Origin of the sequence: Solidesulfovibrio sp. DCME (assembly GCF_049995385.1) — a bacterium.
In the GTDB taxonomy this organism is placed as follows: domain Bacteria; phylum Desulfobacterota; class Desulfovibrionia; order Desulfovibrionales; family Desulfovibrionaceae; genus Solidesulfovibrio.
In genome coordinates, this window is record NZ_CP188261.1 from 5009120 (window position 1) to 5023618 (window position 14499).

Annotated in this window: 13 protein-coding genes; 8 read left to right on the forward strand and 5 right to left on the reverse strand. The window is 69.3% G+C overall.

Annotation, left to right across the window (positions count from 1 at the left end):
* Window positions 1-140: 140 nt before the first annotated feature.
* The 8 genes from ACP59X_RS22145 (at window position 141) to ACP59X_RS22180 (ending at window position 9988) form a co-directional block, all read left to right on the forward strand.
* The gene (locus tag ACP59X_RS22145) at window positions 141-2243 is read left to right on the forward strand and encodes a sigma 54-interacting transcriptional regulator (RefSeq protein ID WP_428562727.1); all 2103 of its coding nucleotides are present in this window, start codon (window positions 141-143) and stop codon (window positions 2241-2243) included.
* 321 nt (window positions 2244-2564) lie between these two features.
* The gene (locus ACP59X_RS22150) at window positions 2565-3719 is read left to right on the forward strand and encodes an iron-containing alcohol dehydrogenase (RefSeq protein ID WP_428562729.1); all 1155 of its coding nucleotides are present in this window, start codon (window positions 2565-2567) and stop codon (window positions 3717-3719) included.
* 27 nt (window positions 3720-3746) lie between these two features.
* The gene (locus ACP59X_RS22155) at window positions 3747-4526 is read left to right on the forward strand and encodes an N-acyl homoserine lactonase family protein (protein WP_428562731.1); all 780 of its coding nucleotides are present in this window, start codon (window positions 3747-3749) and stop codon (window positions 4524-4526) included.
* Between the two features lie 91 nt (window positions 4527-4617).
* A complete protein-coding gene (locus ACP59X_RS22160) occupies window positions 4618-6072 on the forward strand; it encodes an NAD-dependent succinate-semialdehyde dehydrogenase (RefSeq protein ID WP_428562733.1) in 1455 nt (484 codons plus the stop codon).
* A gap of 139 nt (window positions 6073-6211) precedes the next feature.
* Window positions 6212-6592 carry a RidA family protein gene (locus ACP59X_RS22165; RefSeq protein ID WP_428562735.1) on the forward strand — a complete coding sequence of 127 codons (381 nt, stop codon included), beginning with the start codon at window positions 6212-6214 and terminating at the stop codon, window positions 6590-6592.
* Between the two features lie 115 nt (window positions 6593-6707).
* Window positions 6708-6950 carry a (2Fe-2S) ferredoxin domain-containing protein gene (locus ACP59X_RS22170; RefSeq protein ID WP_428562737.1) on the forward strand — a complete coding sequence of 81 codons (243 nt, stop codon included), beginning with the start codon at window positions 6708-6710 and terminating at the stop codon, window positions 6948-6950.
* Window positions 6951-7058: 108 nt separating this feature from the next.
* Window positions 7059-8810: a [Fe-Fe] hydrogenase large subunit C-terminal domain-containing protein gene (locus ACP59X_RS22175; protein ID WP_428562739.1), complete on the forward strand. Its 1752-nt coding sequence runs from the start codon at window positions 7059-7061 to the stop codon at window positions 8808-8810.
* Window positions 8807-9988 (forward strand): SpoIIE family protein phosphatase, encoded by a 1182-nt coding sequence (locus ACP59X_RS22180; RefSeq protein WP_428562741.1) that lies wholly within the window; start codon window positions 8807-8809, stop codon window positions 9986-9988. Before ACP59X_RS22175 ends, ACP59X_RS22180 begins: the two co-directional genes overlap by 4 nt.
* Before the next feature lie 225 nt (window positions 9989-10213).
* Here ACP59X_RS22180 and ACP59X_RS22185 read toward each other — a convergent pair whose 3' ends face one another.
* The 5 genes from ACP59X_RS22185 to ACP59X_RS22205 form a co-directional block, all read right to left on the reverse strand.
* The gene (locus ACP59X_RS22185) at window positions 10214-10576 is read right to left on the reverse strand and encodes a tetratricopeptide repeat protein (protein WP_428562743.1); all 363 of its coding nucleotides are present in this window, start codon (window positions 10574-10576) and stop codon (window positions 10214-10216) included.
* Window positions 10577-10692: 116 nt separating this feature from the next.
* On the reverse strand, window positions 10693-11136 hold the full coding sequence (locus ACP59X_RS22190) for a flavodoxin (RefSeq protein ID WP_428562745.1): 444 nt from the start codon (window positions 11134-11136) through the stop codon (window positions 10693-10695).
* 444 nt (window positions 11137-11580) lie between these two features.
* Window positions 11581-12789 carry an ABC transporter substrate-binding protein gene (locus ACP59X_RS22195; protein ID WP_428562747.1) on the reverse strand — a complete coding sequence of 403 codons (1209 nt, stop codon included), beginning with the start codon at window positions 12787-12789 and terminating at the stop codon, window positions 11581-11583.
* 3 nt (window positions 12790-12792) lie between these two features.
* Complete coding sequence (locus ACP59X_RS22200) at window positions 12793-13800, reverse strand: ATP-binding cassette domain-containing protein (RefSeq protein ID WP_428562749.1); 1008 nt, start codon at window positions 13798-13800, stop codon at window positions 12793-12795.
* Window positions 13797-14495, reverse strand: a complete 699-nt coding sequence (locus ACP59X_RS22205; protein ID WP_428562751.1) for a GTP-binding protein — start codon at window positions 14493-14495, stop codon at window positions 13797-13799. The genes ACP59X_RS22200 and ACP59X_RS22205 overlap by 4 nt, the downstream gene beginning before the upstream one ends.
* Between the last annotated feature and the right edge of the window lie 4 nt (window positions 14496-14499).

The window sequence follows — 14499 nt, forward strand, 5'->3', positions numbered from 1 at the left end:
ACAGTCCCCGCCGGCCGTCACGCCGGGGCCGGCACCCCTTGCCGCGGGATTGCCCAGCCAGGCCCGCGCCGAGTTGACCGCCTCTTCGCCCCGCCTGTATGCTGCCCCGAAATGGCGCGGCGGCGCGCCGGGAGCGGCCCGTGAAAGTCCACGACCTCATGCAGCCAAGCCTCCACAGCCTGCGCCGGGACGACACCCTGCGCGCGGCGGCGGCGCTTTTCCGCCAATCCGGCATCGGCGGCCTGCCGGTCCTCGACCCGGCCGGCCATCCCGAGACCATCTTCACCAGCGACGACCTCATGCGCGCCCTGGCCGGCGGCGCCAACCTGTCGGACCCGGTGTCCCTGTACGCCCGGGGGCACCTGTGCGCCGTACCGCCGCAGATGCCGGTGGAGGAGGTCGCCTGGCACGGCAACCGCTTCCTGGCCGTGGTCGACGGCCCCACGGTCATGGGCTGCCTGGACGCCTCCCGGGTGGGGCCGGCGGACGGGCCGGGCAGTGCCGGCGGCGAGGCCGAGCCCTGGGCCCGGGCGCTGCTCTCCTTTCCCGAACCGCTGGTGCTGTGCCAGGCCGACGGGGTCATCCGCTGGCAAAACCACGCCGCCCGGCTCGTGCTCGGCGACGAGGGCCGCCGCGGCCGCACCTTGCGCCAGGCCCTCGTCGCCGCCGGCTTCACCGTGGAGGACGACCCGGCCGAGCCCTGGGCCGTGGCCCTGGCCGTACGCGAGGACTGCCGCTACCTGGCCGCGCGCTGGCGCATCGCCGACCCCACCCGCCCCGACGGGGCGCCCTGCCTGGTGGTCCACCTGCGCGACGCCAGCGACCGCCACGCCGTGCTCGGCAAGCTGCGCTCCATGCACGCCGTGGCCCGGGAGATGCGCGCCGTCATCGACTCCTCCTTCGACGGCATCTTCATCACCGACGGCGAGGGCATCACGCTGCTCGTCAACCGGGCCTACGAACGCATCACCGGCATCCGGGCGGCCGAGGTGCTGGGCCGCAACATGCGCGACCTGGTGCGCGAGGGGTTCTACGACGAGTCCGTCACCCTGCGCGTGCTCAAGTCCCGGCAAAGCGAAACCATCATCCAGAAGGTCAAGACCGGCAAAACCATCGTGGTTACCGGCAATCCCGTGGACGACGAAGACGGGGCGCTGTGGCGGGTGGTGACCAACGTGCGCGACGTGACCGAGCTCCAACGCCTCCAGGAGGAATTGGAAAAATTGAGCGCCCTGCGCGACCGCTACCGGCTGGAACTGGCTTCGCTTCGCGGCACGGCCGACGGCGAGGGCCGCATCGTGGTGCGCTCCAAGCGCATGCGCGAGGTCCACGAGCAGGCCCTGCGCCTGGCCCTGGTGGATTCCACCGTGCTGCTTCTGGGCGAATCCGGCGTGGGCAAGGAGGTGGTGGCCGGCATCATCCACGACCACAGCGCCCGCCGGGAGGGGCCCTTCGTCAAGGTCAGCTGCGCCGCCATCCCCGAAACGCTCCTGGAATCGGAACTTTTCGGCTACGTCCCGGGCGCCTTCACCGGGGCCAGCCGCTCGGGCAAGCCCGGGGTGTTCGAGCTGGCCCAGTTGGGCTCGCTGTTCCTTGACGAGATCGGCGAACTGCCGCTCGGGCTGCAGGCCAAGCTCCTGCGCGTGCTCCAGGACCGGCGGGTCACGCGCCTGGGCGACGTGCGGGCCGTGCCCGTGGACGTGCGCATCATGGCCGCCACCAACCGGGACCTGGAAGCCATGCTGCGCCAGGGGGCGTTTCGCAGCGACCTCTACTACCGCCTAAGCGTGGTGCCGCTTCTGGTGCCGCCCCTGCGGGAGCGGCCCGAGGCCGTCTTCGACTTCATCTACCGCTTCCTGGCCCGCTTCAACCGCCAGTACGGCCTTTCCCGCCAGATCGACCCCGACGCCTGCGACGCCCTGGCCGCCTGGGACTGGCCGGGCAACGTCCGCCAGCTGGAAAACACCATGGAGCGCCTGGTGGTTTTAAGCCCCGGCGACATCATCGGCCGCGAGGCGGTCCTGCGGGTCCTGTCCGGCAACGGCGGCACGGCCGCGCCCCTGGCCGCAACCAAGCCCCGGCCCGACGGCAGCCTGCGCGACATCGTGGACAAGGCCGAGCGCGAGGCCCTGCGCCAGGCCCTGGCCGTACACGGCTCCACCCGGGCGGCGGCGCGGGCCCTTGGCGTGGACCAGTCCACGGTGGTGCGCAAGGCCCGTCGCCATGGCTTGACCCGGGACTGATGCCATAAAGCATCGACCGATGCCATTTCGCATCGACAGCCACGAACCCATTGGCTACGCCATTATCGCCCGGTGGCCAGGCCGAAAGGTGCTCCAGACGATGCACTGCTGCATCGACCCGGCCGCCACGGTCACGCCATTCCTTGTCGTTACACTCACAACTAACTGAAATAGCGCACCTTCTCGAAGCACGTTCCTCCGGCCGACCTGGCACGAATCGTGATAACGACAACCAGTTCGCATGGCCCGGGGCCAATGCCCCTCGGCCGACGGACGGCCGGTCCCAGCCGCCCGAACCCTTTCCTTTCAGGAGGTAGCCTCGTGCGCACGGAAATCTTCTCCACCACGCCCCGCATCGTCCTGGGCGGCGGCTGCGCCGCGCGCCTGCCGGACGAGGTCAAGCGCCTGGGCGGCGCCTCGGTCCTCATCGTCACCGACCCGGGAGTGGTTGGCGCGGGCATCGCCGAGCGCCTGGAAAAGCTGCTGGCCGCGGCCGGGCTGGCCGTGGCCGTCTTCGACAAGGTCGAGGCCGACCCGCGCTACGAGATCGTGGCGGACGCCCTGGCCGCGCTTAAAGCCTGCGGCGCCGACACGGTCATTGGCCTGGGCGGCGGCTCGTCCCTGGACATGGCCAAGATCACGGCCGTGATGGCCAAAAACGAAGGGCCGGTCGGCAAATACTTCGGCATCGACCGCATCCCCGCCCCGGGCCTGCCCACCATCCTCGTGCCCACCACCGCCGGCACGGGCAGCGAGGTCACGCCCATCGTCATCCTGTCCGACCACGGCGAAAAACTCAAAAAAGGCATCGTCAGCCCCTACATCTACCCGGCCTGCGCCCTGCTCGACGCCGAACTGACGCTCGGGCTGCCGCAAAAGGTCACGGCGGCCACGGGCATGGACGCGCTCATCCACGCCGTGGAGGCCTACACCTCCATCAACGCCACGCCCACCACGGACATGCTGGCCAAGGAAGCCATCGCGCTTGTTTTCGGCAACATCCGCACGGCCTACGCCAACGGCGCGGACCTCACCGCCCGCGAGAACATGCTGCGCGGGGCGATGCTCGCCGGCATGGCCTTCGCCAACGCCGGGGTCACGGCCGTGCACGCCTTCGCCTACCCCATCGGCGCCGAGTTCCACATCCCCCACGGCATTGCCAACACCATCATGCTCGTGCCGGTCATGCGCTTCAACCAGGTCGGCAACCTGGGGCGCTTCGCCGCACTCGCGGCGCTTTTCGGCGTGCCCACGGCCGGCCTGACCGACCGCCAGGCCGCGGCCGCGGCCGTGACGGCGCTGACCGAACTGGCCGAGGACCTGCGCGTGCCCCAGCACCTGGCCGCGTACGGCGTGACCGAAGCCCACGTGCCGGCCCTGTCCGAGGCCGTCCTGCTGGTCACGCGGCTGCTCGCCAACAACCCGCGCAAGATGACCCGCGAGGACGCCGAGGCCATCTACCGCCAAGCCCTGTAGGAAACCCCCAAACGCCGGGAGCCCGTCATGAAAATGTACATGTTCGAAGCGGGGATACTCAAAAGCCAGCAGCACTTCTTCACCCTCAACAAGGGGGTGGGCGCGGCCTTCGACGTGCCCGTGCCCTTTACGCTCATCGACCACCCCAAGGGCAAGGTGCTCTTCGACACCGGCAACGCCTTCGAGACCATCCACGACAAGGAAAACCACTGGGGCGCCATCCTCGGCGCCTACGACCCGGTCATGACCGAGGACCAGTGGTGCGTGAACGCCATCCAAAAGGTCGGCGTGGCCCCCGAGGACATCCGCTACGTCGTCCTGTCCCACCTCCACCTCGACCATGCCGGCTGCGTGGGCCATTTCCCCAACGCCAAATACGTGGTCCAACGCGACGAACTACACTTCGCCTACGTGCCCGACCCCTACATGAAGCTGGCCTACATCCGCAAAGACTTCGACAAGGACGTGCCGTGGCTGATCCTCGAAGGCTGGCGCGACGACGGCTTCGACCTCTACGGCGACGGCGCCATCACCGTGCACTTCACCCCGGGCCACACTCCCGGCCACCAGTCGGTCCTGATCAACCTGGAGCGAAACGGCCCTATGTTCCTGGCCGCCGATTCCTGCTACACCACGGACAACCTGCAAAACGGCACCCTGCCCGGGCTTATGTGGAACGCTGGCGACACCGTGCGCAGCGTCAACCGCATGCGCCACCTCCAGGACGCCCACGGCGTGACCGTCATGACCGGTCACGACCCCGAGGCCTGGAAATCCGTCAAGCAGGCCCCTGAATATTACGACTGAACCGGCGGGACCGGGCGGGAAGCGCCCGCCCCGCCCGATCCGCCAACCCCATGCGTCCCGCGCGGGCGATATTCAGCGCAAAGAGGTCATCATGTCGCACCCCAAGGAAAGTCCGCTTTTTCGTGAAGCCTGCCTGGTAAACGGCCAATGGGTCCAGGCGGCGGACGGCCGGCGTACGGCCGTGACCGACCCGGCCGACGGCAGCCTGGTCGGCCACGTGCCGGACCTCGGCGAGGCCGAAATCGAGGCGGCCATTGCCGCCGCCGACGCCGCCTGGCGGCCCTGGGCCGCCCTGGCCGCCCCGGCCCGCGCCGCCGTGCTCGAACGCTGGCACGCCCTGATCGTGGCCAACGCCGGCGAAATCGCCGCCATCCTCACCGCCGAGCAGGGCAAGCCCCTGGCCGAAGCCAAGGGCGAGGTCGCCTACGCCGCCTCGTTCATCAAATGGTTCGCCGAGGAAGCCCGGCGGGTCTACGGCGACGTCATCCCGGCGCCCACGGCCGACAAGCGCCTGCTGGTGCTCAAGCAGCCGGTGGGTGTGTGCGCGGCCATCACCCCCTGGAACTTCCCGGCGGCCATGATCACCCGCAAGGCCGGCCCGGCCCTGGCCGCCGGCTGCGCCATGATCGTGCGCCCGGCCGCCAAGACGCCCTTTACCGCCCTGGCCCTGGCCGAGCTGGCCGTCCAGGCCGGGGTGCCGGCCGGCGTGCTCCAGGTCCTCACCGGCAGCTCCAGCCGCATCGGCGGCCTGCTCACGGCCAGCCCCGTGGTGCGCAAGCTGTCGTTTACCGGCTCCACCGAAGTCGGGCGCATGCTCATGGCCCAGTGCGCCCCGACGGTCAAGCGCATCTCCCTGGAACTGGGCGGCAACGCCCCCTTCATCGTCTTCGACGACGCCAACCTGGAGGCCGCCGTGGCCGGGGCCATCGCCTCCAAGTACCGCAACGCCGGCCAGACCTGCGTGTGCGCCAACCGCCTCTACGTCCAGTCCGGCATCCACGACGCCTTCGCCGCCGCACTCGCCGAAGCCGTGGCCGCCATGCCCGTGGGGCGCGGCACCGAACCGGGCGTGCTCATCGGGCCGATGATCGACGCGGCGGCCGTTACGAAGGTGGAAAGCCACATCGCCGACGCCCTGGAAAAAGGCGGCCGCCTGGTCCTTGGCGGCAAGCGCCACGCCCTTGGCGGCAGCTTTTTCGAGCCGACCATCGTGGCCGGCGTGACCAGGGACATGCGGGTGGCCCGCGAGGAGACCTTCGGCCCCCTGGCCCCCATCTTCCGCTTCGACACCGAGGCCGAGGTCATCGCGGCGGCCAACGACACCGAATACGGCCTGGCCGCCTATTTCTACACCGAAAACGCCGGCCGGGCCTGGCGGGTGGCCGAGGCCCTGGAATACGGGCTGATCGGTCACAACACCGGCCTCGTTTCCAACGAGGTGGCCCCCTTTGGCGGCTTCAAGCAGTCGGGCATCGGCCGCGAGGGCTCCAAGTACGGCATGGACGAGTACCTGGAGATCAAATACGTCTGCACCTGCATCGGCTAGCATCAGGCCTTGCGGCAAGGGCCACGGCCTTTGCCGGATGGCCGGGCCTCGGCGGCCCGGGCGCGGTTGCGTCCGGGCCGCTTCCCGGCTATCGTTTGCCGGGCGCGCCATCCCGCGACGCCTTGCATAAGGAGCCTCCATGACGCCTCGCCGCAACATTTCCTCGGGATCCAAGTGGGAGCCGCTGCTCGGCTACAGCCGGGCCGTGGTCGCCGGCAACACCGTCTACGTCTCGGGCACGGTGGGCGTGGCCGCCGACGGCTCGGTCCCCGAGGGGGCCTACGCCCAGACCAAACGCGCCCTGGAAATCATCCGCGACGCCCTGGCCCAGGCCGGCGCGGAACTGGCCGGCGTGGTGCGCACCCGCCTGTTTCTGGCCGACATGGCCGACTTCGACGCCGTGGCCAAGGCCCATGGCGAGGTGTTCGGCGAGATCCGCCCGGCGACCACCATCGTGGAGGTGGCCAAACTGGTCGATGCCGCCTTCGTGGTGGAAGTCGAAGCCGTGGCCGTCATCTAAGGCCGCCTATTGCCTCGCCGTTATCCCGGCACGGGAGAGGCGGGATTTATCTTGCCTCGGGTCTTGTTTGCGGATAACTTGTGAAAAAAGTGACAAGACAGGGGCCCGCAACCGCATGAAACATGAAATCGTCATCTGCATGGGCAGTTCGTGTTTCGCCAGGGGCAACAAGAAACATCTGCTCATGATCGAACAATACTTGGCCGACCACGGCCTGTCCGAAAGCGTGGTCCTCACGGGCAGCCGTTGCGAGGACCAGTGCCGTACCGGGCCCAACATCCGCATCGATGGTCAGCTCTACGGCGAAATCACCAGCGAGCGGCTCATGGAACTGTTAAGCCGCCACCTCTCCCAATAGCCCCGCGTCCGGCAACCCATTCCCCCTTCACGCTTTTCCTTGCCTTCGCGACCCATGAAGCAGACAATGCCGACCAGAGCGTCCGACACCGGAATCCAGGGAGGCGGCATGCTCAAGCACTACCCCATCTACACCATCGAGACCGAGTGCCAGGACTGCTACCGCTGCCTGCGCCATTGCCCGGTCAAGGCCATCCAGGTGGAAGCCGGCCGGGCCACGGTGGTGCCCGAGCTGTGCATCGCCTGCGGCCAGTGCGTGGCCGCCTGCCCGGCCCACGCCAAGCAGGTGCGCAGCGACATGTTCGCCGTCTTCAAGCTGCTGCGTTCCACCAGGCCCGTCTACGTCTCCCTGGCCCCGTCCTGGGTGGCGGAATTCCCCGACGTCTCGCCCCAGGCCATGATCGCCGCCCTGCGGCGGCTGGGCTTTTCCGGGGTTTCGGAAACGGCCCTGGGCGCCCAGGAGGTCTCGGCCGCCGTGGCCCAGTCCCTGTCCCAGGGCGGGCCCAAGCTCATGCTGTCCACGGCCTGCCCGGCGGCCGTGGATTTCATCCGGGGCTACATGCCGGAGCTCGTGCCCAACCTGTCGCCGCTGCTCTCGCCGCTGCTCTCGCACTGCCGGATGCTGCGCCGGGCCTACGGCCCCAACATCGGCGTGGTCTTTTTCGGCCCCTGCGTGGCGAAAAAAACCGAGGCCGACAACCATCCGGGCCTGCTCGACGCGGCCATGACCTTCACCGACCTGCGGGCCATGCTGCGCCAGGAAGACATCCACCCGGCCAGCCTCGTGCCCGGCCCGGCCGACGCCTTCATGCCCCAGGCGGCCAAGGAGGGGGCGCTCTACCCCATCGAGGGCGGCATGTCCGACACGGTCAAGGCCTATGCCGGCAACGCGCAGGTCTGCTTCACCACCCTGTCGGGCATCCCCACCATCGAGTCCGCCCTGCAGGGCATCGGCAACCACGTGCTGCCGCGCCCGGTTTTCGTGGAGATGCTGGCCTGCGTGGGCGGTTGCGTGCGGGGGCCGTGCGTGTCCAGCCACCGGCCGCGCCTGCTCGACCAGCTCGACGTCTTCAACCGGTCGGCCAAGCCCGTGCCCGACACGCCGGTGCGCCCGCCGGCCGTGTCCATCGTCGAGCGCAAGAACCCGGCGCCGGTGGACCTGCCGGTCTACAGCGAGGACCAGTACGTCAAGGTGCTGCGGCTGATCGGCAAGTTCGGGCCGGAAGACGAGATCAACTGCGGCGGCTGCGGCCACGAGTCCTGCCGGGGCCTGGCCCGGGCCATGCTGGAGGGGCTGGCCGAGCCGTCCATGTGCGTGCACTTCCTGCGCAAGCGGGCCACGCGCAAGGCCAACGCCCTGCTGCGCTGCATTCCGGCCGGCGTGGTCATCGCCGACAGCAAGCTGCACATCATCGAGTGCAACGAACACTTCGCCCGGCTTTTCGGCGAGGAAGTGCTCATGGCCTACGAGGCGAGCCCGGGCATGGAAGGGGCGGCGCTCGAAAAGATCGTGCCGTTTATTTCCCTGTTCCGCCGGGCGCTCGAAACCGAGACCGACATCCACCGCGACGCCCTGCGCCAGGACGACCGGGTTTTCAGCGTCACCATCTTCACCATCGAGCCGCGCAACGTCATCGGCGGCGTCATCTTCGACGTGACCGGCTCGGAGCTGCGCCGTGACGAGATCGCCCAGCGCGCCCGGGAGATCATCCGCAAGAACCTGGAAACCGTGCAGGAGATCGCCTGCCGCCTCGGCGAGAACATGGCCGACACGGAAATCCTGCTGCGTTCGCTGTCCGAGGGCTTTTCCAGCGGCGCCCGGGCGCTTTCGGAAAAAGAGCTGCGGGGGCGCCGGGCATGACGGGTGAGGAGGTCTTCGTCGAGGTGGAGGCGGCCCAGCGCAACCGCCACGGCGAGGACATCTGCGGTGACGCCTTCAAGACGCTGCGCCTGGCCGACGAGGGCCGCACCATCGCCGTGCTCTCGGACGGGCTGGGGCATGGGGTCAAGGCCTCGATCCTGTCGCTGATGACCGCGACCATGGCGCTGAAGTACACGGCCAGCGACACGGACATCGTCCGGGCGGCCGAAGTCATCATGGACGCCTTGCCGGTGTGCCAGGTGCGCAAGATCAGCTACGCCACCTTCACGGTGGTGGACATCCACGCCGACGGCGGCGCCCGGGTGGTGGAGATGGACAATCCGCCCATTACGCTCGTGCGCGACGAGAGGGCCGTGAACCTGGACTACGAGGAGGTGTCCTCGCCGCGCTACAACGACCGGGTGATCCGGGTCTACGACCTGGCGCTGCGGCCGGGCGACCGGCTGATCTTCACCTCGGACGGCGTCACCCAGGCCGGGCTGGGGTCGGAGCGGCTGCGCCTGGGCTGGCGCATCAAGGGCTGCCGGGAGTTCGCCCTGGAGGAAGTGGCCAAGGACCCGAATATTTCCGCCCGTTCCCTGTCCCAGAAGATCCTGGGCCAGGCCCTGCGCCAGGAACCCTTCCAGCGGGCCTTCGACGACATGACCGCGGCGGTGATCTACCTGCGCCGGCCCCGGCGCACCATCATCCTGACCGGCCCCCCCTACGCGGCCGGCCGAGACAAGGAATTCGCCGAGGCGCTGGGGGATTTCGACGGCCGCAAGGTCATCTGCGGCGGCACCACGGCCAACATCGTGGGCCGGGAACTCGGCCGGGCCATCCGCGACAGCCTCCGGGGCGGCGGCGGGGGCGACATTCCGCCGGCGGCGGAGATGGACGGCGTGGATCTCGTGACCGAGGGCATCCTGACCCTCACGCGCACGGCCCAGTTGCTTGAAAGCGACGAAGTGCCGCGCGAAAAAAACCCGGCCACCCAGCTCTACAACATTCTCCTGGACAGCGACGCCATCGAGTTCGTGGTCGGGGCGCGCATCAACGAAGCCCACCAGGACCCCAACCTGCCCATCGACCTGGAGATCCGGCGCAACATCATCAAGCGCATCCGCAACGTGTTGGAAGGGAAGTTCCTCAAAGAGACCACCATGCGGGTGTTCTAGCCTGGCCTCCCCATACATGGAGCAGCATTTTCGTGTGCGACCTTCCTTCGGGTGTCTTGCCCCATGGAGGAGCTTGCCCTTGCTTCGGTGACGCCACATGGAAAAAAAGCGCGCCCCGGCCGGAAACCACCAATCCGGCCGGAGCGCGCCGCCAGGCGACGGGTTTTCCCCGCGCCAGGCTCGTATCACACTCGCAATCGCTTTCCGCCTTCCCCCACGCGCCCGCTACACGGCCTCGGCGCATTCCCATTCGGGGGCGCGGGCCGGCAGGGCGGCGGCGAAATGCCCCAGGATCGTCTGATACAGCTTGCTGCCACAACCGGCCCGATCGCGCACCAGGGTCAGCGCCTTCTCGAACTCCCTGGCCGCCTCGTCCGGCCGCCCGGCTTCGTGCAGGGCCATGCCCAGCCGGTAGACCGAATGGGCCGTGGCCGTCGCCACGCCGCCGCCGGCTTCGGACAGGGCCACCGACCGGCGCAACAGCGCCTCGGCTCCTTCCGTATCGCCGTGGCTCAAGGCCTCCATGCCGGCTTCGCGCAACTGGCGGACATTGGACGAAAGTTCGCATTTTCCATTGGTGCAAGCCATAAGCCACCTCCCGGCGTATGCGGCCGTCCGTTGCCGGTCGGCCCTTTTCAGGCGCGCTCCGCGCGCCCCATGATCCAGTATCCCTTGCCTCTCCCGTCTCCCGGCGGGAGGCGCGCCTAGGCGGCGCTTCGCAGCACGTCCTTGGCCCAGGATTGCGCCTCGGCCGCGTCCGGCGATCCGTCGATTTTCAGCGGCAAATCGATGACCTTGGCGCCCAAGGCCATGGCCTTTTCGGCGATGGCGTCCACGGCGCCGCAAAAATGGGTATAGCTCGAATCGCCGCAGCCAAAGACCGCCACCCGCTTCCCGGTCAACCCGGCCTGATCCAGGTTGTCGAACAGAGGCACGAAATCCTCCTGCAATTCGATCTCGTCGTCGCCCCAGGTGGAGCAGCCGAACACGACCAGATCGTACCCCGTGGCCAGGCCGGCCACATTGACGGCCGCAGCGTTTTGCAAATCCACGACCATCCCCTCGCCTTCCAGGGTCTTGGCCACGACCTCGGCGACGGATTCGGTGTTACCGGTGGTGGAGCCGAACACGACAAGCGCTTTTCCCATGGCGTACTCCCGAACAGCTTTTTTGGCCGGCATGCGCCGCCCATGGGATCATTATTTAGTGATATTGAAATTCATTGTCAACATCAATTTCCCCCTCTTCCCCTCGGCGCAAAGGGCCGACGGCTGGGCGCGGCCGCAATGGGGCCTTTCGAGCCAGGAGCGCAGCAACGGCATCGAAAGGCCCCATTGCGGCCGCGCATCTTCGCGCCGCGCGCTTCGCATCTCCCGGGGGCCGGCGCCTTCCCCGCCCACCAACGCCGAACGGGGGGCTTGGGGGGCGTGACGCCCCCCAATGGGGAGGTCCAGGAGGGGCAACGCCCCGCCTGGTGGGGTCTGGGGCAACGCCCCAGTGGCCGCAGGGCAACGCATCAGCGGGTGCAGGGCAGCGCCCTACCCGCCGCAGGCAGCGCCTCGCCTTACCTAGCCCTGCCGCGCCTGCCCCGCTTACTGCGCGTCGTAGTACGCCTTGGCGAACAAGGCGCCGGATTCGGCGATGAGCGGGCCGAGGTCGTGGGTTTCGAGCACGTCCCAGCCGATGAAGCGGACCGAAGCGCCCTCGGGCAACCCGGAAGGAGCCTTGGCACAGGTGGGGGGAATCAGCGCGCCGGCGCTCATGGCGGCGGTTTCGGCGCCGCAGAAGAAATCCACCAGCGGGGCCAGGGCCTGCCGGGCGCTTTCCTTGACCATGACGAACAGCGGCGAGGCCAGCCCCCCTTCCCTGGGCCAGACCAGGCGGACGTCGTCGCGGCGCGGCGCGGCGGCGGCGAAGAAATAGGGCATGACGCCGATGGGCGGCGGGTGCGACCCCGGGGCCGGCCGGAAGATCTGCGACGGATGGGTGTCGCAGACCATGGCCCGGCCCAGGGCGGCTACGGCCTCGGGGCCGTGGCGCAGGCGGATGTTGAGCAGAAGCGTCGAGTCCCCGGCGGTTTCCGGCGGCCCGCACAGCCCGATCTTGCCGGCATAGGCCGGATCGAGCAGGTCGTCGAAGGAGCTCGGCACGGGCAGCCCGGACAGGCGCGAGGTGACCACGGCGATGACCAGCGGATTGACGGCATAGATGCGGCACACCCCGCGCGGATCGGCCAACCCAGCCCCGGCCAGGGCCGGGTGGACGTCTTGGGGCAGCCGGGCCAGCAGGCCGCCATCGGCGAAGCGGTCCCGGAAGCTTTTGGACAAAAAACCGTTGAGCCCGGCCGAAACCACCAGGTCCGGCACCTCGGCCGGCGCCTCCAGGCCCGAAGCCAGGTCGTTGAGGGTGTGCTTGCCGCAGCTGTCCATGAAGATGCGCGGCCAGGGGAAATCCGGCCCCAGGCGTTCCTTGAGGTTTTCCAGGGCGATGCCCATGGGGGCCTTGAGCGGACAGGGAAGGCTCAGAAACAGGCGCAGGCCCGGCCCGTCGGCGCGGTAGCCGTCGCAAAAAAGCGGCAGCATGCCGCCGGCCGGCGCCGTGGCGGCCAGGGCCGCCTCCAGGGCGGCGGGCGGCAGGCCGTGCAGGGCCAGCAGCGTGCCCACGGTCAGAAAAGGCGCGGCCGAGGCCAGAAATTCAGCATCGGTCACGGCGGCCACGCCCTGGGCGGCCAGGCCGTCGCGGGCCGCCGGATGGCGGGCCAAAAACCGGCTGACCGGCAATTCGAGAAGTCCGGGTTCCATCCACTACTCCTTGGCAACGGCCACGGCGCGGCCCTGGCGCAGGTCCTCGCGGGCACGGGTCAGGACGGCGTCCAGGTCGGCCAGCCGCTCCAGGGCCAAACGCTCGTCCGCAGACGTTTCCAGCACGGCGGCCACGGCCCCGCCACGAAAAACCAGCCGCTTGGCAGCCAGCAAGGCCAGCAGCGGATCGTGGGTGGCCACCAGCACGATCTTGCCGCTGCCGGTCAAGAGCGTAATGGCCCGGCGGCGGTCGATGCCGGCGTTTTCGATCTCGTCGACAAGCACGATGGGCGAGGCGCACAGCCTGGCCACGTCGGCGATCATCAGCGCCCGGCTCTGGCCGCCGGACAGGGCCGTCAGGGGCGTTGCCGCGTCAAAGGACTCGCCGGCCAGCTCGTTGGCCAGCGAGACGACCTCGGCGGCGGCGGCCCCGGGATCGGGCAGCAGCCGGCTTTCGGCATGGGCGCACAGAAACGGTCCCACGGCCATGTCCATGACGAAATGCATGTTCTGGGACAGCTGGGCCACCAGCCGGCCCGAAAGCGACAGGCGCTTGGCCGCGTCGGCGCTGGCGCCGTCGAGGAGGATGCGGCGGCGGGTGGGGGTGTCGCCGTCGGCCAGCCATTCGACGTCGGCCAGGAAGCGGCTCTTGCCCGAGCCGGTGGGGCCGACCAGGGCCACGACATCGCCTGGGCGCAAGGTCAGGTCCAGGGCTTCGGGCCGGCCGCGCTTGTCCGTGCCGCCGCGCACCGTCAGGGAGGCGACCGTGGGCCCGGCGGTGTCCAGGCGGGACAGGGCCGTCACGAACCGACTGAACCGCGCGGCCAGCTCCGCGCGGGAGCAGCCCGTCTCGGCCAGGACATCCTCGCCCAATGCGCTGAAGTAGATTTGGGGCGTCAGCTCGGGCGGCGGCACGGGCAGGCCCTGGACGGCGAAGAAATCGCGGGCGGCGGCCAGCTCGCGCCAGAGGTCCCCAAACGGCGCCCGGGGTTCGAAAACCGGCCCGGTCACGAGGCGGCCTCACTGAAATCCATCTTGCGCACGTTGCCCATCTGGTGGTCGAGGCCGACGCGGCGCTGGCCCAGGCAGTAGGAGCACACGGCGGCCGGCATGGTGAAGCGCAGGCTCGCGCCGTCAAGGGTCGGGGTCTCGGGCGCCCCGGCCAGGACGTGGGCCAGGGCGTCGGCCCCCTGGCCGGTCAGGCCGCTGACGAAAAGGACCGTGGCCCGGGGATTGACCCGGCGCACCCGGAAGGCGAAGACCTCGCGCTCGGCCTGGGAGACCACGTCGCCCTTGGTCACGGCCACCACGTCGGCCAGGCGCAGCATGGGGCCGATCTTGGCCGGCGTGTCCACGCCCGAGAGGTTGTCCACCACGCACACGGCCAGCACGCCCTCGATGTGGGGGGCGCAGCGGTTGCAAAGCCCGGCGCTTTCCACGGCCAGGATGGACAGCCCCAGGCGCTGCCCCCAGGCATGGGCGTCGGCGGCGTTGCAGACGTAGAAATGGTCCGGGCACAAGGCCCCGGACAGCCCCAGGGAGACCGGCACGCCGGCGGCGGCGAAGGCTTCCTTGTCGCGGCTGGCCAGGCAGTCGAACTTGACCACGCCCAGGCGCTGGCCCCGACCGGCCAGGATGGCGGCGGCCTTGAGCAGTATGGCGGTCTTGCCGGACGAGGGCGGTCCGGCCACGGTGACGACTTTCATGGGG

Excerpts from the sequence above, each read along its gene's own strand:
- ACP59X_RS22155 (WP_428562731.1), top strand. The coding sequence starts at position 3,747 with ATGAAAATGTACATGTTCGAAGCGGGGATACTCAAAAGCCAGCAGCAC.
- ACP59X_RS22160 (WP_428562733.1), top strand. The coding sequence starts at position 4,618 with ATGTCGCACCCCAAGGAAAGTCCGCTTTTTCGTGAAGCCTGCCTGGTA.
- ACP59X_RS22165 (WP_428562735.1), top strand. The coding sequence starts at position 6,212 with ATGACGCCTCGCCGCAACATTTCCTCGGGATCCAAGTGGGAGCCGCTG.
- ACP59X_RS22170 (WP_428562737.1), top strand. The coding sequence starts at position 6,708 with ATGAAACATGAAATCGTCATCTGCATGGGCAGTTCGTGTTTCGCCAGG.
- ACP59X_RS22175 (WP_428562739.1), top strand. The coding sequence starts at position 7,059 with ATGCTCAAGCACTACCCCATCTACACCATCGAGACCGAGTGCCAGGAC.
- ACP59X_RS22180 (WP_428562741.1), top strand. The coding sequence starts at position 8,807 with ATGACGGGTGAGGAGGTCTTCGTCGAGGTGGAGGCGGCCCAGCGCAAC.
- ACP59X_RS22185 (WP_428562743.1), bottom strand. The coding sequence starts at position 10,576 with ATGGCTTGCACCAATGGAAAATGCGAACTTTCGTCCAATGTCCGCCAG.
- ACP59X_RS22190 (WP_428562745.1), bottom strand. The coding sequence starts at position 11,136 with ATGGGAAAAGCGCTTGTCGTGTTCGGCTCCACCACCGGTAACACCGAA.
- ACP59X_RS22195 (WP_428562747.1), bottom strand. The coding sequence starts at position 12,789 with ATGGAACCCGGACTTCTCGAATTGCCGGTCAGCCGGTTTTTGGCCCGC.
- ACP59X_RS22205 (WP_428562751.1), bottom strand. The coding sequence starts at position 14,495 with ATGAAAGTCGTCACCGTGGCCGGACCGCCCTCGTCCGGCAAGACCGCC.